The organism is Pseudarthrobacter leeuwenhoeki (assembly GCF_055412885.1).
The window spans coordinates 12,952-34,650 of sequence record NZ_JBVAYY010000020.1 but is presented as its reverse complement, the minus strand read 5'-3'; the positions used below and the strand labels follow the sequence as shown (position 1 = coordinate 34,650).

23 protein-coding genes and 1 pseudogene are annotated in these 21,699 nt (G+C 64.2%); 11 read left to right on the top strand and 13 right to left on the bottom strand.

The features are described 5' to 3' along the window. Positions 1-216: 216 nt before the first annotated feature. The 3 genes from ACZYX4_RS15755 to ACZYX4_RS15745 all read right to left on the bottom strand — a co-directional run bounded on the left by ACZYX4_RS15755 (position 217) and on the right by ACZYX4_RS15745 (position 3,058). The gene (locus tag ACZYX4_RS15755; RefSeq protein ID WP_463877578.1) at positions 217-1,230 is read right to left on the bottom strand and encodes an isopenicillin N synthase family dioxygenase; all 1,014 of its coding nucleotides are present in this window, start codon (positions 1,228-1,230) and stop codon (positions 217-219) included. 95 nt (positions 1,231-1,325) lie between these two features. Next, positions 1,326-2,321 (bottom strand): NAD(P)-dependent alcohol dehydrogenase, encoded by a 996-nt coding sequence (locus ACZYX4_RS15750; RefSeq protein ID WP_463877577.1) that lies wholly within the window; start codon positions 2,319-2,321, stop codon positions 1,326-1,328. Beyond that, on the bottom strand, positions 2,318-3,058 hold the full coding sequence (locus ACZYX4_RS15745) for a DUF2306 domain-containing protein (RefSeq protein ID WP_463877575.1): 741 nt from the start codon (positions 3,056-3,058) through the stop codon (positions 2,318-2,320). Before ACZYX4_RS15745 ends, ACZYX4_RS15750 begins: the two co-directional genes overlap by 4 nt. A 106-nt stretch (positions 3,059-3,164) precedes the next feature. Between ACZYX4_RS15745 and ACZYX4_RS15740 the strand changes: the two genes are divergently transcribed. Both ACZYX4_RS15740 and ACZYX4_RS15735 read left to right on the top strand, forming a co-directional pair. Further along, on the top strand, positions 3,165-3,896 hold the full coding sequence (locus tag ACZYX4_RS15740; protein ID WP_463877572.1) for a TetR/AcrR family transcriptional regulator: 732 nt from the start codon (positions 3,165-3,167) through the stop codon (positions 3,894-3,896). A 79-nt stretch (positions 3,897-3,975) separates the two neighbouring features. Then, on the top strand, positions 3,976-4,953 hold the full coding sequence (locus ACZYX4_RS15735) for a dienelactone hydrolase family protein (protein ID WP_463877570.1): 978 nt from the start codon (positions 3,976-3,978) through the stop codon (positions 4,951-4,953). Positions 4,954-5,378: 425 nt separating this feature from the next. On the opposite strand, the gene ACZYX4_RS15730 is transcribed toward ACZYX4_RS15735, so the two are convergent. Then, positions 5,379-5,681, bottom strand: a complete 303-nt coding sequence (locus tag ACZYX4_RS15730; protein ID WP_463877568.1) for a DUF4193 domain-containing protein — start codon at positions 5,679-5,681, stop codon at positions 5,379-5,381. A gap of 252 nt (positions 5,682-5,933) precedes the next feature. On the opposite strand from ACZYX4_RS15730, the gene ACZYX4_RS15725 reads away from it, so the two are divergent. Together ACZYX4_RS15725 and ACZYX4_RS15720 are read left to right on the top strand one after the other, a co-directional pair. After that, positions 5,934-6,272, top strand: coding sequence for a YnfA family protein (locus ACZYX4_RS15725; protein ID WP_463877565.1), 339 nt, complete (start codon positions 5,934-5,936; stop codon positions 6,270-6,272). 204 nt (positions 6,273-6,476) lie between these two features. Next, positions 6,477-6,590 (top strand): annotated as a pseudogene (locus ACZYX4_RS15720) (DsbA family protein); the annotation flags it as partial. 33 nt (positions 6,591-6,623) lie between these two features. Here the strand turns inward: ACZYX4_RS15720 and ACZYX4_RS15715 are convergent. The 4 genes from ACZYX4_RS15715 to ACZYX4_RS15700 all read right to left on the bottom strand — a co-directional run bounded on the left by ACZYX4_RS15715 (position 6,624) and on the right by ACZYX4_RS15700 (position 11,431). Beyond that, entirely contained in the window at positions 6,624-7,781 is a 1,158-nt protein-coding gene (locus ACZYX4_RS15715) for a phospholipase D-like domain-containing protein (protein ID WP_463877563.1), read from the bottom strand. Beyond that, positions 7,765-8,103, bottom strand: coding sequence for a PLDc N-terminal domain-containing protein (locus tag ACZYX4_RS15710; protein ID WP_463877561.1), 339 nt, complete (start codon positions 8,101-8,103; stop codon positions 7,765-7,767). The genes ACZYX4_RS15715 and ACZYX4_RS15710 overlap by 17 nt, the downstream gene beginning before the upstream one ends. 68 nt (positions 8,104-8,171) lie before the next feature. Beyond that, positions 8,172-8,435: a hypothetical protein gene (locus ACZYX4_RS15705; RefSeq protein WP_463877559.1), complete on the bottom strand. Its 264-nt coding sequence runs from the start codon at positions 8,433-8,435 to the stop codon at positions 8,172-8,174. Between the two features lie 353 nt (positions 8,436-8,788). Then, entirely contained in the window at positions 8,789-11,431 is a 2,643-nt protein-coding gene (locus tag ACZYX4_RS15700; RefSeq protein ID WP_463877556.1) for a helix-turn-helix transcriptional regulator, read from the bottom strand. A gap of 216 nt (positions 11,432-11,647) precedes the next feature. Between ACZYX4_RS15700 and ACZYX4_RS15695 the strand changes: the two genes are divergently transcribed. The 4 genes from ACZYX4_RS15695 to ACZYX4_RS15680 all read left to right on the top strand — a co-directional run bounded on the left by ACZYX4_RS15695 (position 11,648) and on the right by ACZYX4_RS15680 (position 14,827). Beyond that, the gene (locus ACZYX4_RS15695; RefSeq protein WP_463877554.1) at positions 11,648-12,133 is read left to right on the top strand and encodes a potassium channel family protein; all 486 of its coding nucleotides are present in this window, start codon (positions 11,648-11,650) and stop codon (positions 12,131-12,133) included. 342 nt (positions 12,134-12,475) lie between these two features. Beyond that, entirely contained in the window at positions 12,476-12,904 is a 429-nt protein-coding gene (locus ACZYX4_RS15690; protein ID WP_463877551.1) for a hypothetical protein, read from the top strand. Positions 12,905-13,013: 109 nt separating this feature from the next. Next, complete coding sequence (locus tag ACZYX4_RS15685) at positions 13,014-13,232, top strand: SHOCT domain-containing protein (protein ID WP_463877548.1); 219 nt, start codon at positions 13,014-13,016, stop codon at positions 13,230-13,232. A 179-nt stretch (positions 13,233-13,411) separates the two neighbouring features. Next, entirely contained in the window at positions 13,412-14,827 is a 1,416-nt protein-coding gene (locus ACZYX4_RS15680) for a hypothetical protein (RefSeq protein WP_463877545.1), read from the top strand. Positions 14,828-15,074: 247 nt separating this feature from the next. Here ACZYX4_RS15680 and ACZYX4_RS15675 read toward each other — a convergent pair whose 3' ends face one another. From ACZYX4_RS15675 to ACZYX4_RS15665, 3 genes are all read right to left on the bottom strand, one after another. After that, positions 15,075-15,578, bottom strand: coding sequence for a class II glutamine amidotransferase (locus ACZYX4_RS15675; RefSeq protein ID WP_463877544.1), 504 nt, complete (start codon positions 15,576-15,578; stop codon positions 15,075-15,077). Positions 15,579-16,012: 434 nt separating this feature from the next. Further along, positions 16,013-16,390, bottom strand: coding sequence for a PLDc N-terminal domain-containing protein (locus ACZYX4_RS15670; RefSeq protein ID WP_463877542.1), 378 nt, complete (start codon positions 16,388-16,390; stop codon positions 16,013-16,015). Positions 16,391-16,420: 30 nt separating this feature from the next. Continuing rightward, the gene (locus tag ACZYX4_RS15665) at positions 16,421-17,821 is read right to left on the bottom strand and encodes a DUF2252 domain-containing protein (protein ID WP_463877539.1); all 1,401 of its coding nucleotides are present in this window, start codon (positions 17,819-17,821) and stop codon (positions 16,421-16,423) included. 546 nt (positions 17,822-18,367) lie between these two features. Here ACZYX4_RS15665 and ACZYX4_RS15660 point away from each other — a divergent pair. The 3 genes from ACZYX4_RS15660 (at position 18,368) to ACZYX4_RS15650 (ending at position 20,693) form a co-directional block, all read left to right on the top strand. Further along, the gene (locus tag ACZYX4_RS15660) at positions 18,368-18,664 is read left to right on the top strand and encodes an SHOCT domain-containing protein (protein WP_463877538.1); all 297 of its coding nucleotides are present in this window, start codon (positions 18,368-18,370) and stop codon (positions 18,662-18,664) included. Between the two features lie 180 nt (positions 18,665-18,844). After that, the gene (locus ACZYX4_RS15655; protein WP_463877536.1) at positions 18,845-19,999 is read left to right on the top strand and encodes an AI-2E family transporter; all 1,155 of its coding nucleotides are present in this window, start codon (positions 18,845-18,847) and stop codon (positions 19,997-19,999) included. Positions 20,000-20,036: 37 nt separating this feature from the next. Continuing rightward, on the top strand, positions 20,037-20,693 hold the full coding sequence (locus ACZYX4_RS15650) for a GAP family protein (RefSeq protein ID WP_463877533.1): 657 nt from the start codon (positions 20,037-20,039) through the stop codon (positions 20,691-20,693). Between the two features lie 54 nt (positions 20,694-20,747). Here the strand turns inward: ACZYX4_RS15650 and ACZYX4_RS15645 are convergent, their stop codons facing one another. After that, the gene (locus ACZYX4_RS15645; protein WP_463877531.1) at positions 20,748-21,086 is read right to left on the bottom strand and encodes an SHOCT domain-containing protein; all 339 of its coding nucleotides are present in this window, start codon (positions 21,084-21,086) and stop codon (positions 20,748-20,750) included. A gap of 243 nt (positions 21,087-21,329) precedes the next feature. Next, the gene (locus ACZYX4_RS15640; RefSeq protein ID WP_463877529.1) at positions 21,330-21,659 is read right to left on the bottom strand and encodes a hypothetical protein; all 330 of its coding nucleotides are present in this window, start codon (positions 21,657-21,659) and stop codon (positions 21,330-21,332) included. Positions 21,660-21,699: the final 40 nt, after the last annotated feature.

The following is a 21,699-nucleotide window of genomic DNA, read 5'->3' as shown; positions in this document are numbered from 1 at the left end:
GTTACCTGTCTTTGATCGTCCTCGCGGCACCGTCCCATTGGTTCGTTGCGTTTACCACCGCACTGTCCGGCCTCAGCAGCCCCCAATCGCCGTCGGGCGCGTTCTCGTTACGCTTCCGGCTCTGCGCGGCGCAAGCGGTCCGGCGCTGCGCGGATTCCCGCAGCGCCGGAGCGCATCCGTGTCATAGGACGATGTACGCAACGGAAACGGGGCGGCTCAGCTGCTCTGCAGGTCCGCGTGGTGCTCGGCGACGACGTTCGGGTGGGCCCGCAGCCGGTAGCGCAAGGCATTGTCCCCGTAGGTTTCAAGGATGGGGCTGTTCGTCGGATCAACGGACAGGCCGCGGGCCCTGGCCTGGAACTCCGGGCTGACCGCGAGCTGCGGCATCGTCGCGTCCAGTGCCGGATTGAAGAAGAACGGAAGCGATATGCGGTCGGTACCGCGCAGTGGCGAGATCACCCGGTGCAGGGTCGCCTTGAGGTACCCGTTGGTTGCCAGTTCGAGCATCTCACCGATATTGACGACGAACGTTCCCGGCACCTGGGGGGCGTCGATCCATTGCCCCTGGTACTCGACCTGCAACCCTCCCTTTTCTGGCTCCACGAGGAGCAGCGTCAGGACGCCGCCGTCGCGGTGGGAGCCCACGCCCTGCCTGGGCTCCGGGTTGGACTCCCCCGGATACCGCACAATTTTCAGCAGGGGAAAGGCCCGTGCGGCGAACGCTTCGTCGAACGTGTCTTCGGGCGCCCCGAGGGACAACGCCAGGGCACGCAGAAGGGTCAGCGAGATCTCACTCAGCCGCTCGGTCCACTCCAGGACAATGCCGCGCATTTCGGGGAGGGCATCGGGCCACAGGTTGGGGCCCTCGAGACGCCAGTAGTCCGCGACGCCCGGCTTCGGTTCCACCACAGCACGCTCGACGCCGATATCGATCTGCTCCCGCCAGTCGACGGCACCGTCCGTGAGCTCGCCGCCAACCCTGGTGTAACCACGGAACTGCGGGCTGTTGACGTTCTCGACCGCGAGTTTCTGCTCGTCGGGCAGCTCGAAAAAGCGTCGGGAGACCTCAAGTATGGAATCCGTCAGCTCCGGCGGGATCCCGTGCCCGGCCAGGTAGAGGAAGCCGACCTCGTGCATGGCGTCGCGCAGATCAGCACGGAACCGCGAGGCCTCCTCCGGGCCAGCACTCAAACGGGAAAGGTCCAGGACGGGCAATGATTCGAGGGTCACCTTGATAGTCCTTATCGATGAATTTGGCAAGCCGGAGGCACTACTTTCTTCAATGTTACGGAACTGTGGGCGGCGTGGGGCATTGGCATGTCGGATTAAGACATTCTCACTGTTCCGCTGGCTGGCATCCGCAGGACGACGTTGCCCCTTTTGCGCCCCGCGTCGACGAAGCGGTGCGCTTCGACGACGTCGGCAAGGTCGTAGGTGCGGTCCCTGACCGCCTGGTACTGCCCGCGTTCGGCAAGGCGGACGAGGAACGCGAGATCCTCGGCCGTGTACTTGACGCTGCCCGCGGTGACCAGCTTTCCGCTCGCCCGGCTGCGCCAGGGGGCCAGCACTATTCCTCGAAGGTCGGCCACGACGAGCAGAAGCGCCCCGCCGGGCTTGATCGATGCCGCAGCCCGCTCGAACGGTAGATTGCCGACACAGTCCATGACGACGTCGTACCTTTCGTCCCCCGTCGTGAAGTCGCCGGCCGAGTAGTCGAGCACCCGGTCCGCGCCCAGTGACGCCACCAAATGCGCGTTGACGGCGCTGCTCACGCCCGTGACCTGCGCACCCAGCTGCTTTGCGAGCTGCACGGCTGCGGTGCCCACTGCTCCGGAGGCTCCGTTGACCAGGACCCTGTCGCCCGGTGTGATTGTTGCGCGGCTGAAGAAGACCAGTGCGGTGAGACCACCGAAGACAAGTGTCACGGCCTCTTCGAACGTCATGTTCCGGGGTTTGGCTGTGATGGCGCCGCCCTCGGGCACACAGGCATATTCGGCGTGCCCGCCAAAGCTGGCGCCGAGCATCGCGATCACCGCGTCGCCGGGCCGGAACTTGGTGACGTTCGCACCGACAGCCTCGACGACGCCGGCGATGTCCATGCCCAGCACGGAATGCCGCGGCTTGAAGATGCCCAACGACAGCGCGGCCAGCATCCCCAGCCCGCGGGGAACATCGCGGCCCCGTGCGCGGTGGTCGGCGGCGCTCACCGTGCCCGCATGCACCTTGACCAGTACCTCGCCGCTGCCGGGCAGGGGCTTGGCCATCTCCTCGACCCGCACGGCCTCCGGCGGCCCGAACTGCCGGTAAACGGCGGCCTTCACCGCGCCACCCCCGCAGCGGTCCGGACGGAGCGGCCGGCGGGACGGTGCGTGCGTGCGGGACGGTGCGTGCGGACGAAGAATCGGGCGCGTCGCTGGATGACATACTCGGCCACGGCCAGGTTGATCACCCAGGCCGCCGTCATCAGCAGCGCCCGGGTCAGCTCGCCGGGCGTACCCACGAGCAGCAGCCAGGACAGAATCACCAGGGCCTGGGTTCCAGCCGCGACGCCAATTGCATAGCCGCGCGTCATCCACGCGCTGTGCCGGACAAAATCCCGGCGCCTGACCGCGATCACCCCAAGGACGAGGCTTAGCAGCATTGCCGAACCGAAGAGCAGCCGAACCGGGACATCGGTGTCGCCGTCCGGGAGAGGGTGGAAAGCCGACATCCACAGTCCGGAGAGGGCGGCGGACAGACCGGCCGGAATGAGGATGCCTCCGGCGATGCGGTGCCAGCCGCGCCTGCCCCGCAGCGCGGGAACGAACTGGAACGCACCGAGCAGGCTGTAGATGGTGACACTGACGATATGGACCACGACGGGGACCGGGGAGGCAAAGAACCTGGCGTTCTGTGGCGTGACGGTGGCGCCCCCGGCCAGCTCCGTCAGCCGCGCCACCCCGGCGATCACGGGGATGAGGCTCAACAGGATCAGGGCGGCAGGTACGGCCCACGAGGGTACGCGACGCCGCCCGGGGCGCTTGGTGGGCCCGGGGGCACTGCTGGGTTTTGGTGTCATGGCCTGGTCCTCAGTTCAGGTGGTGTACGGCGTACACCCGGTAGTCCAACGGTAAGTGTACGCTGTACACTTGTCAAGAGGGTGCCGCTAGGGAAAGGTTGTCGGGATGACCCAGCAGCTGGAGGCCACACGCCGCACGCCCCTGAACCGGGAGCGGGTACTGCAGGCCGCCGTCTCACTCGCTGATGCCGTGGGCCTCGAGTCGCTCAGCATGCGCCGGCTCGCCGAGGAGCTCGGGGTGGTGCCGATGGCGATCTACAAGCACGTCGCCAACAAGGACGAACTGCTCGACGGGATGGTCGCGAGCCTCATCGGCGAGATCGATCCCCCAGCGCCGGATCGGGACTGGAAGAGCGCCGTCCGCGTGCGGGTGCTTTCGGCGCGGCAGGCGCTGCAGCGGCACCCGTGGGCCCGCCAGGCCATCGAATCCCGGACCAACAAGACGCCCGCCGTCCTTGGCTACATGGACTCGTTCACCGGCATGTTCCTGGCCGGCGGCTTCTCCATTGACCTCACGCACCACGTGATGCATGCCATCGGGGGCCGCATGTGGGGCTTCACCCAGGAACTGTTCGACGCCCCGGCAGGCCCGACGGCGCCGTCCCCGGCAGGGAGTCCACCGGAAGCCCAGGCCGCCGTGCTCGAGCAGATGGCGGCCCGCTATCCGAACATCGCCGCGATCGCCACCTCGATGAACCACGATGAAGGGTCGGTGGTCGGGCACGGCTGCGACGACCAGTTCGAGTTCGAATTCGCCCTCGACCTCCTCCTCGATGGCTTCGAGCGGCTGCATGAGCAAGGCTGGTCATCGAGACAGGCGAAGCTGGACCGCACGTAGGCGGGCGCCCCCTCCACGTTTGCCCTTGCCGGATGAGGGACTTCGGAGGAGGATATCCGAACATTCCGGGAGGCCTTTGATGACCAAGCTTGGCAAGTTTGAGAAATACCTGATCGAGGAATTCTTCGACGATTACCGCGCGGGCGCCCTGAGTCAACGGACGTTCACGCGCCGGGTGGCGTTTATTACCGGAAGCATGGCCGCAGCCTCTGCGGCGATGCTGCTGGTGGGTTGCACGCCGGAGGAAGTCCCGCGCAACACCGACCCCATGCCGACGCCCAGCCCCTCGCCGTCGGGTACGGGGACCGGCACCGCGTCCCTCGGCCCCGTGCCGGGGGCCCAGAGCCCGCTCTCCGTTCCCGAGGGAGCGCCCGGCCCCGTGACGGAGACCGTACTGTTCCCTGCCGGGGGAACAGAGATCAGTGCCTACCTTGCCCGGCCGGAGGCGGGGGCAGCCGGGCCTGCCGTCCTGATCTGCCACGAAAACCGCGGGCTGACCCCGCACATTCAGGACGTGGCACGCCGTTTCGCCACGGCCGGGTACGCTGCCCTCGCATTGGACCTGCTAAGCAGGGAAGGTGGCACCGCGGTTATCGACCGCGATGCCGTCCCGGGAGCGCTCACGGCGGCCGGCGCCCAACGCCATGTCGCCGATTTCGCAGCGGCTTTTGATTACCTGCAGACAAAGGACTTCGTCGAAGAGGGGCGGATCGCCATGACCGGATACTGCTTCGGCGGGGGCATCACCTGGCAGGCGGCGACGGAACTTCCCGGGCTGAAAGCGACTGCGGCGTTTTATGGGCCGTCCCCCGATCTGGAGAAAGTCCAGGCCATCAAGCCGGCCGTCTTCGGCGTCTACGCCGAACTCGATCAGCGGATCACCGGCGCACTGCCGGCGCTGAGGGATGCCCTGGCCGCCACGGACGTCCGCCACCAACTCACCGTCTATCCCGGCGTCGACCACGCCTTCCACAATGACACCGGGCAGCGCTACGTCGAAGCGCAGGCCACCGCCGCCTGGAATGACACACTGGCCTGGTTCACCAAATACGTCTGAGCCGTTGCTGGATGGCTCTTACCCAGGGTTTGCGTGCCTTGTCCTGTGGGTCCCGGGAGGATGGCGATGGCCGGCAAATTTGAACTGTCAGTTGACCCGAGCCGAAGTTCCGATTCCGGTTCAAGGCACCGGACGAACCGTGATGGAAGTGTCTGCTGCGTTCCGCCGCAAAGCGGGCCGACGCTTTCGCACCCGCGCCCGGACCATTCGACGGGCAGCAACATTGCCCAGATTGACGGGCACAGCGTAGGCGCCGTTGACGTCCTGGCCCAAGCAGGCGCTGAAGCCACCGGCCATGGCGTTAATGCGGGGTTCGACGTCGCCGTCGGACCCCTCGTGCCCGCCGGAATTCCCCCTGGCCGTCCCCGCTGAGCAGAGCCAGCAACCGTGCGCCCGCCGCCGCTGCAGCGGATGTGCCAGCTGCTCTAGCCCTCGCAGTCCACGCAGTAGGCGTGGCCGTTCTTTTCACGCGCAATTTGGGACCGGTGCCGGACCAGGAAACAGGAATAACAGGTGAATTCGTCCTCCGCCTGAGGGATGACCTGGACAATGAGCTCCTCGGCGACAAATTCTCCGCCGGGGACGATCGAGTCGTCCAGCGAATCCGCCTCGTCCAGATCGCGAGCCACGCTGCGCGCGTCCGGGGCATTCGCAGATTGCAGTGCCTCCAGGGACCTGTCCTGCGATTCCTTGACGTCGGAACGTACTTCATCGTAATCGGTTGCCACTGATGTGATTCTCTCTTCTTCGGATTGGTTGTCGGATAGATGGTCAACAGACGGAACCGCTCCGGTATTCCCGCTCACGAGAAACTCCATACTTCACCACCCGGAAACGGTCCGCCTGGAACGGCTTTCCGATGCCAGAAGGCCATATTCCGGTGTGTTTCTGCGGGGGAATTATGAACGAGCGCAGAGGCGTTCCCACGTGGAGAGGCCTTGTCGCGGGTGCGGTTCGAGGGTCCCTGCCATGATGGTGGCGTGACTATCGCAAAATCGGTTGTGCTGTTCGTTCTCGCCGCCGCAGCGGAAATCGGCGGCGCCTGGCTGGTCTGGCAGTCGGTCCGCGAAGGCAAGGACTGGTGGTGGGCCGGGCTGGGCGTCCTCGCACTGGGCGTATACGGCTTCGTGGCGACCCTCCAGCCCGACGCACACTTCGGACGCATCCTCGCAGCCTATGGGGGCGTTTTTGTGGCCGGCTCGCTCGCGTGGGGCATGATTTTCGATGGATTCCGGCCCGACCGATGGGACATGATCGGTTCCGCGCTCTGCCTGTTCGGCGTGGCCGTGATCATGTTCGCGCCACGAAGCGCCGGCTAGACCGGAACGCGGACGCACTTTTCCACACCGCTTACTCGATCGGACCCGCCGCCTCCCGCGACCACGAAAGCTGTCCGTAGTGATGGCACAGACCACGACAAGACAACCCCAGTCCCCGGGCAACACTGCGGCTAATGCGCAACTGGTCCGCGAGGACAGCCACCGCCTCACCTCCCCAGCTGTCGAAAAGGCCCAATCGGCGAGGACGGCACGGCTCTGGGGGTCACCGGCACTCCCACCTTCTTCCTCAATGGCAAGAAACTGGTTCTGAACACGGAAGCGGAATTCCGGCGACTGCTCACCGACGCCGCCCGATAGAAGCGGTGCCGGCACGCCCCGGCCCCTCCGGCGCTATTGGAGGGACGCGGTCAGGCGGGCGAGGTTGTCGAACACTTTTTGGGCTACGGGCCGCCGGACCCAGTCATCGAGCTGGAGTTCACGGCTGTTCACCCGGTACCCGTCTTCAATCCCGCGGATTCCGTCCACAAACCCGCGCCCATGCGCCAGGACCGAAACCTCCATGTTGAGGCTGAACGAGCGGACATCCATGTTGCTGGACCCAATCACCGCAACCTCCTCGTCGATGGTGAAGTGCTTGGAATGCAATACCCTGGGGGCCCGGTAGAGGTAGATCCTGACGCCGGCGCGGAGCAGCGCCTCGTAGTACGAACGCTGAGCGTGGTAGACCATGGCCTGGTCTCCAACCTCGGACACGAAGAGTTCGACACTCAGTCCCCGGGCAGCCGCCGTGACGATGGCCATCATGATGGATTCGTCCGGCACGAAGTACGGGCTGGTGATACTGACGCGGCGCTCCGCTTTATGGATGAGGGCGGTATAGAGCTTCAAATTGTTGTCGTTGTCGAAGCTGGGGCCGCTGGGCAACACCTGTGCGTCGATGAGCCGGGATCCTGGCTCAAGGACCTGGGGCTGCGAATCCAGCGGCAGCAGCACCCCCGTTTCGCTGTACCAGTCTGTCGCGAAGACCGCATCCAGCTCGCGGACGACGGGCCCTTCGAGGCGCATCATCAACTCGTGCCATTTAAGCCCGCGTTTGAGGTTGCCTTTCCTGTTGTAACTGGCGTCGATGACATTTTGCGATCCGGTGAATCCGACGCGCCCATCGACGACGAGGATCTTGCGGTGATTGCGCAGATCCGGCCGCTGCCACTGGCCATGGAACGGGCGCAACGGCAGCATGGGGTGATATTCCGCCCCGGCGTCCCGTAGGTACTTTATGGTGTCCTTGCGGCCCGGGAACATCAGGCCCGCCAGATGATCGGAGAGCACCCTTACCGCGACGCCCCGCTCCCGTGCCCGGGCGAGCGCCTGAAAGAACGGTTCCGTGGTCGCGTCGAGGGCAAGGATGTAGAACTCCACGTGCACGTAGCTGACCGCCGACTCGATCTCAGCGATCAGGGCATCGAAGGTGCCGTTGTAGTCAGGCAGGAGCTCCGCGCTGTTGCCTTTGACCATGGGCAGCGCGCCCAGGTTACTGTTCAATGCCACCACCGAATGCAGCCACCGAATGCAGCCACCCGGGCCAGTCAGCACCACGGCTGACGAGCGGACTCCCCTCCGTCCGGGCCAGGACCAGGTCATTTACCTCCTGCTGTTTGTCGCGGCGGGGCTTGGGCAGCTTCGCGTATCCAACAAAGAGATACGCGATTGCTCCGAGCAGCGGTATGAAGATAATGGCAAGCACCCACGCAATCGCCGACGACGGGCGACGGTTCATCGATACAAGGACAGCCGCCACGGCCACCAGAAAAATGTGGGCCGCCAGCGCGAGCAATGCGATGGTTTCGGGGTCGCTCAGAAATTCGCGCACTGGCACTTACGGCCCTTCTGCCGGGGAAATGACGGCTGCCTTTCGGATAGGGAGGACCACAGACGATCTCAGACCAGGACCCTGCTCTGGAGCCTCGCGCACTCTTCCGGGCTGATGGTTCCAGCGTCCAGAAGAGCCTTGGCTTTGGCAATCTCGTCGGGGTTCGCGTCAGAGGCCCTGCGGATAAACGAATCAGCTTCTTCCTGGTCCCGCCGGGCGCGTTCGACCGACCGATCAGCCATGCGTCGCCGCGGGCGGGACAGGTAGGCAAAGAACACGAATGCGGTGAAGAACCACCAGAAAATATCCCAAAGGTTCTCCCAGAAACTCATTTGGCTTCCTGCTTTCAAGTATTGCGGCGTCAAAGGTGAACGCAGCGGTGGCTTCAATGTGAGGCTGGTGACCGATCCCGCCGAAACGGCCGGCCCTCAGCGCTGGGCGGCAGTCGCGAGGTCGCTGAGCGCCGCATTGACGGCGTCCACCCGGTCTTTCGCGACGGCTGCCGCAAGAGCGACCGGTCCCGCAAGGATTGGGTGGGGTGGTGACCAATGGAAGCTCCTCTCCGAGATGGGCTGTCCCTCGTCAGCCAGACCAATGCGCGGTATAACAAGTGTTGGCCCCTTGCCGGTGCGGGCCATCACCCCCGGGGGGTGACATTCTGTACCGGCCATCGGTACCGGACGGCTCAGATAATCCCGCGTTCGGCTGCGGTCTTCAGCGCATCGCGCCGCCCCGTTGCCCCTAGTTTGCGGTAGATGGACCGTTCGTGTGTCTTGACGGTGTTTACCGAGATGAAAAGCGCTTCGCCGATCTCGGCCGCAGTCATGACCGAGCGCATATAGGTCAGGACCTCGCGTTCCCGGTCGGTGAGGGTCCAGTATGACCGTGTCCGCAGGTGCGGGTGACCTTGCGCGTGGTGTGCCATCCGGGCCGCGATAAACGACTCATGAGTTGTGCCCCACACGGCGTGCCGTATCAATAACTCCGCGATATCGTCCCGTCGCTCGGTGAAAGGGCGAAGGACGGACTGGGGCTCGGCGCGATAGACCGCATGTTCTATCCGTTCGTGAGTCTTGGCTTCATCCTTGTTCCCGTTGGCCAGGAGCGCCTCGGTCAGGCTCATGCTGGTGTCGAGGTAGCGGTTGCGGTGTTGATGTGTCAGTTCCCCGGCGCAGCGCCGGGCGGCGCTGACCTCCCCGCTGCGACGCAGGAGTTCTGCGAGCAGCGTGTCCACCAAGGGCGCGTGCCCGCCGGCACCCATCGGCTCGACGATGGCCAACGCGCTGTCCAGGTCACCGTTGGCTTCAGCGAGCTTCGCCCTGGCAATAGTGTGAAAGTCATTCCACGAAACACCGTAAAGCCCCCGATCGTGGAGGGACTCCAGCAGGGCGCTGGAGTCAGCAAGATGCGATTCGTCGCCGGTGGCACAGTCAACCAGAACCTGGTAGACAGCGCCGAGCGCACCGAGCGCGGGCAGCCTGTTCCCGAGCCGCAGGGCCTTTACGAGATGGGCCCGCGCCCCTTTCAAGTCGTCCCGCCAGTAGTACGCGATGCCGCGTGCCAGCCAAGCGGCCGCCATCCGGTCCTGCGAACTCCAGCCCCGGGCATCCGCCCTCTCCAACGCTTGCGTCGCAAGTTCGTCAGCAGTCACGAGATCACCGGCGGCGGCGTACGCCAAAGCCATTTCCGCCGCGGCGAATATTTCCGCCTGCTCCATTGGCTGACCACTGCGGTCGGCGACGACCGATTCGAGCAAGACGGCTGCCTGGTGTCCGCCGCGGTGCAGCCTGAACTCTGCCTGGGCAAGCAGGAACATCCCTGTCGAAAAGGTGGCGTGCTGTCCTTCGGGCTGGAATTCGGGAAATGCCCGTCCACCGTCGGCCGGGAGGCGCACGTCCAACCGGCCGGTACCCGGCAACGGCTCAAAGAGGCCGCGGCAGCTGTCGAGCCTTCCGCGCCGGGCAGCATCCAATTCAGCCGTACGCGCCATCGCACGTTGACTGAGTTCGGAGGCCCCGCCCCTGTCACCCTCAAGGTCCCTGCAGACGGATCTGACCATCAACATCTCGGCGTCCTCGCTCCACGGCACCGGGAGGTCAAGACACAGCTGCTCAAGGGCGGGTGCGCCGTTCCGCAGCAGGAACTCCAGCCAGTGCCCTCCGATTGACACGACAGCCTGGCGGGGCGCTTGCCCCTGCAGCGCTTGGTGCACGCACTCGGAGACGTCCGTGTCCTGGTAGTACCGCGCCGCGATGCGGTGACGTCGTTCGGCAAGCAGCGGGTCCCTCCGTGCCAGTATTCGCCGGCACTGTGCGGCGAACAGGGCGTGCCACCGGTACATGGATTCACCGTCGCGGTATTCGTACTCCTCGATGAACAGGCCGTTGCGGAGGCAGGACTCAAGGAGCAGGCCGCCGTCGGGCTGGCCATGGAGCTCGACGGCGAGCCGGCGGCCCAGCCATTCGCAGGTCGTGGCGCACAGGATAAAGTCCGCCAGAGGCTGGTCCAGCTGGTCGAGTACTTCTTCGGCGATGTAATCGGAAAGTGGCAGGTTCTCGGGCGGAGCGTTGATGGTCCTGCCCGGCACATGACGGCCCTGCGCAAGTGCGGTGAGGCTGGCGTGGACGGCGACCGGCCATCCGGCAGTCAGCCTCCAGAGCGGTTCGGCATCAAAGGGTGCGTCCTGTCCCAGGGAGTAGGCAATCTGGGCGACTTCATTCTGGGTTAGGGCGAGCTCAGTAGCGCCCAGCTGCCCGAGCCCTTCTCCAAACCTGTGCCGTTCCAAATGGATGGAAGGATGACCCCGCCCGGAAAGCACCAGCCGCAGGGTTGGCGGGGCTGAGGCGGCGAGTACCCCGACGATCCCGCCGGCCAGTTCCGGCCCGGCCAGGTGGATATCGTCGATGACCAGCGCCATCGGCTCTGTGAGTTGTTCAAGGGCGCCGAGCAGGAGGTCATAGGACGCGGCCCGGTCGTCGGCAAGGCGCTCTTCCAAGGCCAGCAGCGCATTGTTGCCGGGCAAAGGGAGCTGCCCGGCGGCAGCTTGGATAGCCCCGACGACGCCGTGGAACAGCCGTGCTGGCTGGGCATCGAACCGGTCGAGCGACAACCAGGCGCAGGGCAGGTCGCAGTTGCGGGCCCAGTCACCCAGAAAGGTGGTCTTGCCGTAGCCGGCAGGGGCCGCGACGATGGTCAGTCGGTGCGCATCAGCGGCCGCGGTCAAAGCGGCTTCCAGCCGCGGGCGCTCCAAGGCTGCGAGGCCGCGCAGAGGTGGCCGGGTTTTGGACTGCGGACCCGGGACATATGCGGACGTTCGAGTCTCTCCCACGTCTTTATCGTAGGAGCGTCCAATCGGGTTAGACAGGGGCATAAGGTCCTTGCGTGCGCCTCCGGAGGCAAACATTCCGGCCAGGCTGACGGCCCCGCAGCGTCCACGGAAGATTCTTCTGCCGGGCGGGTACCATCAGTCATGGCCGCTAAGCAGGGGAGCCGAAAAGATCCGGTCTTCATCCGTGAACTGGACAAGGCCTCCAGGCGCCATGTTGTGTTCGTCGCCGTCCTGCGTCTGGCGGTTTCCCTGGCAGCAATCCTCTTTTTCTACTTCGCTATTCCAATCGGCGGGTTCAATGACAACAACCCGGCCGCGGCATGGATCCGGCTCGGCCTTGTCATGCTCGCGTTTCTGACTGCCTTGGCCGTGCAGTTACGATTGATCATCGCGGCCGAAGTACCCCAAATCCGCGCGGCCGAGGCAGTCGTTGAGACCGTCATCCTGTTCCTGTGTCTCTTCGCTTTGCTGTACACGTCGATGTCGACCACGGACCGTTCGGCGTTTACCGAACCACTGAGCCGGGTGGATGCCCTGTACTTCACGACGGTCACGTTCGCCACGGTGGGGTTCGGCGACATTACGCCGGTGAGTCAACTCGCGCGGGCAGTTGTGACGGTCCAGATGATCGCTGGCCTGGGCGCCCTCGTGCTGGTTGCAAAGGTCGCCTTTTTCGCGGCGGGCCGGACTCTGCGCGGATAATCCCCGAACGTTCGTGCTGCTCCCTCCACGCGGAACCGGGCCATACCTCTCTCCGCCGGAGCAAGACGGAGGCGCGGTCACCCGGAACGGATGAGTGCAGCCCCCGTGCGAGCGCAGCTGCCGCTGGAATGGCCCCACCGCGAAATGGCGGGCCGGCGTCGGCGGCCGCCACCCGGACAAGCTCCCGGGAGTAAGGGCGCTGCCCTGGGCGCCCGCTCCCGCCGCAAGCGGAATTTTGCGACGGCGGGACGACAGATCACCCTGGGCGGGTGGGGTAGGGCCGGCGCGACGCGTGGACAATGAAAATTGTCACGACTGCCCGCCAGGGAACAGGAGCCGCACATGAAGATCGGCCCATTGGAAGTCATTATCTGTGCCTTCACGAAACCGGCCATTGACATCACCGTCATCAAGGCACTCAGCGAGACGGTCAAGTCTGGTGCGGTGGCCCTGGCGGATTTGGCCTTGGTGAGCCGGGATGGGCAGGGGGTTGTGCACGTCCGTGACTTGCAGGATGACCTGCCGGCCCCGTGGTCCGGCATGATCCGTGATTCCCGGCCGCTGACTCTTCTCAATGACGCCGACCTTGAGCTGGCGGCGGAAACAATCGGAAACAACGAGATAGCGCTGGTTGCCGTCGTCGAACACCGCTGGTCACAGCGGCTCTCAGAGGAGGTACGGCGCTCAGGTGGTGTGACAGCACTTCAGGCGAGAATTCCGCAAGAAGATGCAGTTATCGCCATCGAAGCGGATGGCGTCACCACAACCTGAACGGGATACACCGACAAAAAGGAACCTTCTCATGCCATTTGCCAGAAGCGGCCGCCCCGGGCTGCTCGGAACGGTTTCTCGAACAACTGCTATTTCGGGCACTCCACAGGTGAGCGCCAATGCAGCCAATCGCCGCGCAGCGCGACGGGAACAGGAAGCAGCGGCCCCGAGTGCCCGGACCCCGCCCGTTGCGCCCGCGCCAGCACCTCCCCCGCCGGGAGGCGGCGGAGAACTGGCGGACCAGCTCTCCCGGCTCGCCGATCTGCGCAGCTCCGGCCTCCTTACTGATGACGAATTCGCTGCAGCGAAGGCCCGGATCCTGATGTGATATCAGTCTGGGAAGCCAGGCATTTCCCGACCCAAACCAGACATTGGAGGTGGTTCCCGTGTTGCGATCCAGTAGTCCCGCAACTGTGCCGGCACTCAAGGCGATGCCGGCTCATCCGGTCCGTGCGTGCTCGAAAGTCCAGCCCGCGCGACGAGCCGCTACCCCGACGGAGCGCGCCCATGTCGCTCCATGATGACTCCAGGGACCCCGGCAGCCCGCCACAGGAAGAAATCCTGCGGTTGCGCGCCGAAGTTGCGCGGCTCAAGCTCGAACGGGACGATGCCAGAGAGACACGCCTGGGACCTCCCGGACGGGGGGCAGATCTGGCGCGACGGATAGTTGCCATCGTCCTCGTGGTTCTGACTGCCGTCTTGGCCTGCGCCTCTGTGCCCGCCCTGTACCTGCGCAGCGAATTACTCGACACTGATCGCTACGTGGCCACTGTCGCACCGTTGGCCTCGGACCCTGCCATCCAGGCGGAGATCTCCAACAAGGTCACCACACAGATCACCGAGGCGGTGGACGTCGAAGGCATCACCCGGGATGCCATGACCGAACTCGCTAACGCCGCACCGCGGGCCGCCGCAGTGATCACGGGGCTGGCGCCCGCGATCGCTGAGCAGACCAAGTCGCTAATCCATTCCGCGGTCTCCAAATTCGTCGCCGGCCCACAATTCCAGGATCTGTGGATTCAGGTCAACCGGGCCGCGCACCAGGGACTCGTCAACCTTGCGACAGGAAACACCGGCGGTACAGTCAGCATCGACGAGACCGGCACCGTGACGATCTCGACCAAAGACATTATTGCCAGGGTTAAGACCCAACTTGTTGAGCAAGGGGTGGACATAGCGACGAGAATTCCGGAAGTTGACGCGCAGATCACCCTCCTGCAGTCGCCGGAGCTGGCCAGGGCCTCAGAGGTCATCAGAACGCTGGACAGCACGGCCCCAATACTGGCCTGGATGACCGTGCTGAGCGCCGTCGGCGCGATTGCTGTGGCCCCGCGGGGCTGGAGACGGCGTACGACGAGCCGCCTTGGGTTGGCACTGGCCGTGGCCATGGCGGTGCTGGCCCTCGGACTTGCCATCGGGCTGGACATTTTCCTCAGGACGATCCCGTCGGCCACAGTCTCCCCCGCGGCGGCTCAAAGCCTCGTTGAGACCCTGCTGACGCCGCTCCGAACCGGCGTGCGGTTTGTCTTTGTCGTGGGTTTGCTGATTGCTGTGGCCGCTTTCCTGAGCGGTCATTCGCGTCCGGCTGAGTCTGTCCGGCAGAGCCTTGCGCGGGCCGGTGACTACCTGACCGGAAAGGTCGGCGCCGGGCAGGCCAAACCGTGGCAACACTGGCTGGCCCGCTACCGGCGGATCCTTGAATCCGTCATCATCGGCGTCGCCGTGCTGGTCCTCATCCTCTGGCAGTACCCGACGGCGGCCGTGGCCATCTGGACGGCAGTCCTTGCCGGGCTCGCGATTCTCCTGATCGAACTCCTGTGCCGCCCTGCCGTTGTTGCTGGCCCTGCAACCGGCGCCGGGCAGGACGCCGAACAGGTGGCGGGCGGGGCGTCAGACTCAAATCCAACGCACCCTCTTCCCTGACGATTCCGCAAGCGCTCGCGGTTCACCGTGGTTCCCGTGTGCTTCGGGGGGGGTGACGAGGTGCTGGCGCTGGGTGTAATTCCCACGGACGTTGCGAAAGCGGCTGATGGGGGTTTTGCCTCCGACGCCGGTATGGTGCTAGGCACGGGAACGGTAGCGGGATCCGTTGTAGGCGGTCCGAATCGATAACGGAGGCCCGTCGCCCTTTGCATCACGCCACGCTGTTCACCGTCCGGGTGAACTACAGCTAGGCACCTGAAGGCGACAACGCGAACAAGTCTTGATCGCCCCCGTGCACAACGACGCACGTGGACTCCGGCACTTCCTGCCACGCCCCGCGAAGATTCCCGAGCGGTTCGGACACGACCAACCGCGTATCGTCAGAGAGTTCGTGGATGAGCGGGTTGTCCGGGTACTGGGCGCGAAGTGTTGCGATGTCGGCACTGTTAAAGAGTGACCGGGACTTGCCCTCGCTGGAGTAGCGGAACGCCCACGCGGTGTCGCCGTCGGTAGTTGCCACTGTCATCTGAATCGCGTGTTCGATGCCGTGGCGCCGTCCGACGTCTTCGATGAGGCCAACCGCTGCAGCGACGGCCGCGCGCGGCTCCTGTTCCAGGCCAAAGGTGAGCGCGAGGTAGAAGAACATTTCCGAGTCTGTCGATCCCTCGATTTCGGGATAGAGGCTGGGATCGACGGCCATGGCCAGGTCACGCTTCACCGTTGGAAAGTCGGTGAGGACACCGTTGTGCATCCGCAGCCACCGGCCATGGCGGAACGGGTGGCAGTTCGTTGTTGGACCGCCGTGCCGGTAGTAGCCCGGATGTGCGCGAAGACGCGGCCGGCCGAGGCCCGCCCTGCGAGCTCACGCAGGTTGCGGTCGTGCCAGGCCGGCTCCGTGCTGTGGAACACGCCGGGCAACGGTGGGGTACCGTACCAGCCGACGCCGAAGCCGTCCCCATTGGTGGTTTCAACTCCCATTCGCGCGTGTTTGCTCTGCATCACGAGCGAGTTGGCGGGTTTGTACAGAAGCTCATCCAATCGCACGGGAGAACCCGAATGCGCGAGCCAGCGGCACATGTCATTCTCCTTCTACGCAGGCGGCAATCCCTGACGATTCCATCACCGGCAAGACGGCCGCGCATCACTCCCCGCGGGTGACTCGTCCGCGGCTACCGTCGTTTCCGTTTACCGGCCAAGCACGCGTTGCTTGAGCGCGCTGAATTCCTCGGCCGTCAGTGCGCCGTCGTCCATCAAGGTTTTGGCCTGGGCGATTTGCTCGGCGGGGTTGGCCCCGGCCGTTCGGCGGACGTAATCGTCGAAATCATCTCTTGCCACATCGCCCCGGGCCTCCTGCCGCAGGGCCATGGACTGCCCATGGGCGATCAGATACGCCAGACCGCCGAAGACCGGCAGGAAAAGCAGAACCAGCACCCAGACAGCCTTGCTCCAGCCGGTACGCGTGGCATCAGCGAAAATGTCCTTTACGATCAGGAAAAGGACCACCAAATACGACACGTAGAGAACAAAAGAAATCATGAGCCAAAAGAAGTCCCAGAAAGTCATTGGCTGTTCCCTTCAGTCGAATTGCCGGGATCACACACCGCGTTCAGCGGGCAGCCGCCCGGATTGGACTGCTCGTTCCAGCGCCGCATGATCGGCTTCCGTCTGGTCCGCATAGCTTCTGGCCCAATCCGCCAGCGCATCGTCAAAGACATCGCTGCCCCCCAGGTACCCGGGGATGAAGGCGCTGCCGGTGCTTTGGGAGTGGGCCCTCGCGAGCAGCCCTCCGCACAGCCTGCCGTAGCCCGTGGTCTCCTGGGCGTTCATTTCCGCCAGGGTAAAGGAACCCTTCATGTCACGGAATTGGCGAATGTAGAAGTCCCGCTGCCGTCCATCATCCCCCGTCACGTCCTTGATCCAGCCCAGGAACGGGTCGGACTGCGCCTGAAGGATTCGCTGGGCACCCACCACGCGGTACCCCTGCCCCCGGGTGATGAGGGCTTTTTCTACAAGCTCCGGCGGAAGGAGCACACGGCCGTGGGTCGCCAGCACAGACTTCCCGGCTTCCTTGGCCTGCAGAAACAGCGGCTCCCCCGCGGGGCCTTCAAACAGAAGCACCCAGCTGCGCGTCCCGACGCTGCCGACCCCCACGATGCGGCGTGCGAAATCCACCAGACGGTACTGGCTTAGCAACAGCGAAGTATCTGGCCTCAGGGTGCTTCGATACTCTTCAACAAGGCGCTCCATCGCCGCGTGGTCCATGACCTCCGGGTGACGCACTATCGGGGGCTGGTCCACGATCCTGGGTTCACCTGACGCCGTGGTCGACGTCAGCTTGGTGAGTACCTGTTCAGATGTGCGACGACGGGCTTTTTTCTGTTCAGTCTTGATGCGTTTGTGTGCGGCCGACTGCCTGGCCGCGAGAGCTTCCACATCCACCTCGAAGTAGTAGCGTTCAGTCGCCGTATGAGTGTAGAGGGCTTTGAGCGCCTCGCGGTAGCTTCGTACGCACGCCGTCACTGCCGTGCGGCATTGTTCCTCCGTGTGGGAACTGTTCCGCCCGTTCAACCAGATGCTGGCGGCGAGGCGTTTGATGTCCCACTCCCACGGCGCCGGGTAGGCTTCGTCAAAGTCGTTGAGGTCGAAGATCAGCCGTCTTTCGGGGCTCGCGAAGAGACCGAAATTCGCCAGGTGCGCGTCGCCGCTTGCTATGAGTGTGTGGCCGGTGACCGGTAAATCGGCCAAATCATGTGCCATGACGGCTGCGGCGCCGCGGTAGAAGGAAAACGGTGTTTGCAGCATCCGCCCCACTCGCACCGGAATGAGGTCAGCAAGACGGGTAGCATGCTGACCTTCCAGGATTCCGATGGGGTCCCGCTCCGGCAACGTGAGGGCAGCGAAGTCGCGGCGGGGCAACGACGTCCGCGCGTCCCGCCCAGCTGCCTGGGCGCGGGCGATTGACTCCTTGTGCGCCTGGCCCGGTGCGGTTTTCACGGCCGGCCCGTGCCGTGGGCGAGCGGACGCAAACACACTCGAAGCTTCCAGAATGCCGGTGATTTCAACAGTTCTTTGAAGCGCATGACCGCATCATGACACAACTTTCCCCTCGCAGGAACAGTCCTCGGCCCCGATTCCGCCCGCTTCCCGGGCGCGGGAAGCGCATCAGATGGCACCTGTTGGATACGTGACTCACAGGCGCCCGATATCACCCACGGCGGGTGATCCGTGCGCCCGGCACTGGGCTAACGATGGTCTTACCTGCCAGTGATTGGGCTGCCAGGCGAAGCCCACCTGAGAGGGGGCTCCAATGTCAAGACCACAAACAGACCTCGCACGATGGTTAGCACTCGGTGCCGCGGGCGCTCAGGGGCGCCCTACGGGGCGCCACGACGGAGCAGGTCCGCGTGTCACGGGATCGAGTGTTCACGACCTACGGCGACGCCACGCTCGCCGAGTCGGACGACTCTCCTGCCGCTTGCGCCATTTCCAACTATGACTTAGCACACGCAGCGCCGCATCAATCGAAAGTAGGGAAGCCAAATGAATCTCTGGGAAAACTTCTGGGATATCTTCTGGTGGTTCTTTATTGTGTATGCAATCTTCCTGGCCTTCGTGCCGTTCCTGACGCTGCTGGTGTACATGATTGCCCGCGGCAAGGGAATGACCGAGCGGTCCATGGAACGGGCCCGCAGTGACCAGGAGTACGCCGATTCGTACATCCGCCAGGTGGCCGCCGCGAGCCCAACCGAAGAGATTTCCAAAGCGAAGGCCCTGCTGGACTCCGGAACCATCAGCCCTGACGAGTTCCAAAGGATCAAGACCAGGGTCATGCGCTGACACGTCCGTCGACGTGGCCGCCGCCGAGGTTGGCTTGCGCTCATGAACGGCGGTTCGGTGTCCGAGAAAGAATTCCCGCGAACCCACCCAGCCGCCCGGCCGGGTTCCGAGCGTACGCAGTCACCGCTAAGAGGCTGCCGCGACTTCTGACAGTGTCCGATCCGAACAAAGGAGAGCCCCATGGAGCCGGTACCAGCGGATTCATTTCCACGCCCCGCCCTCCCCCGTTCCGCCGTTATCCTGCTCACCCTGGCCTGCGCAGCGGTCGTAGCATTCGGCCTTGCCGCGATGCGAGGGATTGTCATCCCCGTGTTCTTTGCTTTTGTGTTGACGCTCTGCGTTCATCCACTGCGGCGCTGGATGCAAGGGCACGGAGTGCCCCGGGGACTCGCCACTGGATCGACCATCGCGGCGGTCTTCGCCCTGCTGACGGGCTTCGCCGCTGTGCTGGTTGCCTCTCTGGCCCAGTTCTCCGCACTATTGCCGCAATATGCTCCCCAACTCGCCCAACTGGGTGCCTCTATCACCCAGCTCCTCGAATCAGTGGGCTTCGGCCCCGAGCAAACGCAGGCAGTCCTGGAGGGGTTCACTCCCGGCCGCCTCATCGGATTCCTCGGCGGAGTCCTGGGCAACATCACGAGCATTGCGGGCAGCCTCGTAGTGATTCTGACGATGCTGATCCTCATGGCGGTCGACGGCTCGCGCGTGCCGGCTTTGCTGACCCATCTGAACTACCGCCGGCCGGACCTGGTAACCGCCTTCAACGGCTTTGGCGGCGGCGTCCGCCGGTACATGATCGCCACCACCGTCCTCGGAATAGCCCAGGGCCTCTTCAACTGGCTCATCCTCGTCATACTTCAGATCCCGGGGGCCCTGCTGTGGGGGCTGCTCTCCTTCATTTGCAGCTACATTCCGAACATCGGCTACTTCATCGCGATCATTCCGCCTTTATTCTTCGGATTCCTCACCGGCGGATGGCCGACCGTCGTCGCTGTCATCGTTATCTATGGCGGGATCAACACTGTCATCCAGTCCATCATCCAGCCCAAGTACGTCGGTAATGCGGTGGCTCTCAGCGAAACAATAACATTCAGTTCCGTGCTGTTCTGGGCCTTCATCCTGGGACCTGTCGGCGCCATCCTCGCAGTGCCCCTCACCCTCCTTGCCCGCACGATCCTCCTCGACTCCGACCCCGCCATCGCCTGGTGGCGGCCCATGACCGGAGACAAAAAGGACCTTGAGGCGCTCATCAAGCAAGAAGACGACGCGATCCGCGCCCGCCGGGCACGGCGGCGACCCGACAACCCGGGCCCCGGCCGCACACCGAAGGCATGAACATGCCGTCGGTCAATTCCCCGGGCCAAGTGACTGCATGCTGAGCGTCGTCCCCAGCCTGGTGCTGCTCGCCCTGGCAGGGGCGATCAGCACCGTGCCCGTGAGCATCACCATCATGATCCTGCTCTCCCCCGATCCACGCCGCGGCGCACTGCCCTTCCTGGTTGGCAGCGTTGCCGGATCATTCGTTGTGGTCAGCTTCTCGGCTGTCGGGCTGCAGTTCCTGCCGGTCAAGCGAGTGAACCAGGACGAAGTCCTGGCATGGCTCGGACTGTTGACCGGCTTCTTCCTGATTGCCTACGCGCTGTACCTTTTCAGTCATAAAAGCCAGGGTGACGGCGCTGTACTGGGCAAAATGAAGACGAGGTTCCATTCCGCGCGCCCGTGGGAATTCGTGGTCCTGGGCCTGGGGCTGAATTTGCGCCCCAAGGCCCTCCTGCTCGCTGTCACAGCCGGGGCACTCATCAGCGTCCGGGAGCCGCCGTTGCTCCAGGGAACCCTGCTCGTCCTCGCCTATGCGGCGGTCATCCAGACAGCAGTCGTCGTGCCGATCGCCGTCTGGATGCACTCCCCGGAGCGGGCCGAAGTGCCGCTGACCGCCCTCTCCACCTGGATGCAGCGAAACGGCCAGAGGATCGCGGCAATCGCAACATTGACGATCGGCGTGGTCATTCTCGGCTACACCGTCGTCTAGCTCCGAACGGGACCTTTCGGTACCGTTCAGAGCTGGACGCCAGACCGCCTGTCGTCAGACCAGGACGCTGCGCTTAGTCTTCTCGAACTCGTCAGGGCTGATGGTTCCGGCATCCAGAAGGGCCTTGGCTTTGGCAATCTCCTCGGTCGGGCTGGCCGTGGCCGCCTGGCGGATGTACGCCTCGGAGGCTTCCTGGTTCTGGCGGGCCGGTTCCCTCGCCCTCTCGGTCATGCCCTTACCGCGGGCAATCAGGTACACCAGCACGCCCGGGATGGGCAGGAAGGCCAGGAAAACGATCCAGACGGCCTTCAACCAGCCGTTCAGCTCCCGGTCGCTAAAAATGTCCCCAATGATGACGAATAACGCGAACAGGAATGCGAAGAACGCGTACACATAAATGAACCATCAGAAAACTTCCCAGAAATTATCCCAGAAACTCATTTGGCCTCCTTACTTTCAATAAATGTGGCTTCGTACTTTGACGCAGCCTGGGGCGGGAATGGATCTAACGACAGGTCTGGATCCTCACCTGGCAGCCTGACCACGAGCAGGTATAAACATTCTCTTCCCTTGCCCGCAGAGAATTCCTCATCCGTTGAGGGTGAATTCCCGGGCAAGAAAGGCGACCTGCAAAACTCAACCAAGGATCGCGCCGTCCCCGGCACCAGAGGGCTGAGGATCTGGAAGCCGCATCATGCGGAAGGACGTGAACAGCCCGGCGAGACCGTCCAGTATCGGAACCACCAGCGCGACCTGAAGCGGCAGGGGCCGTGCCTCCGTGTTGATGCGGATGATCTCGCTCGAGACTTCCTCCGATTGGCCGGCGAGGAGGCCCACCAGCTGCTCATCGCTCATCACCTGCGCGTCCTGTTTCAGGCTCTGCGAGACCTGCTGCTGCTGCTCGGGCGCGAGCACCGTGCTGGACGTGGCCATACCGATGAAGATTGATGAGAGCGATGCCAGCATGATGCCTCCGCGGTCGACATGCTCGTCAGCACATTCGTGA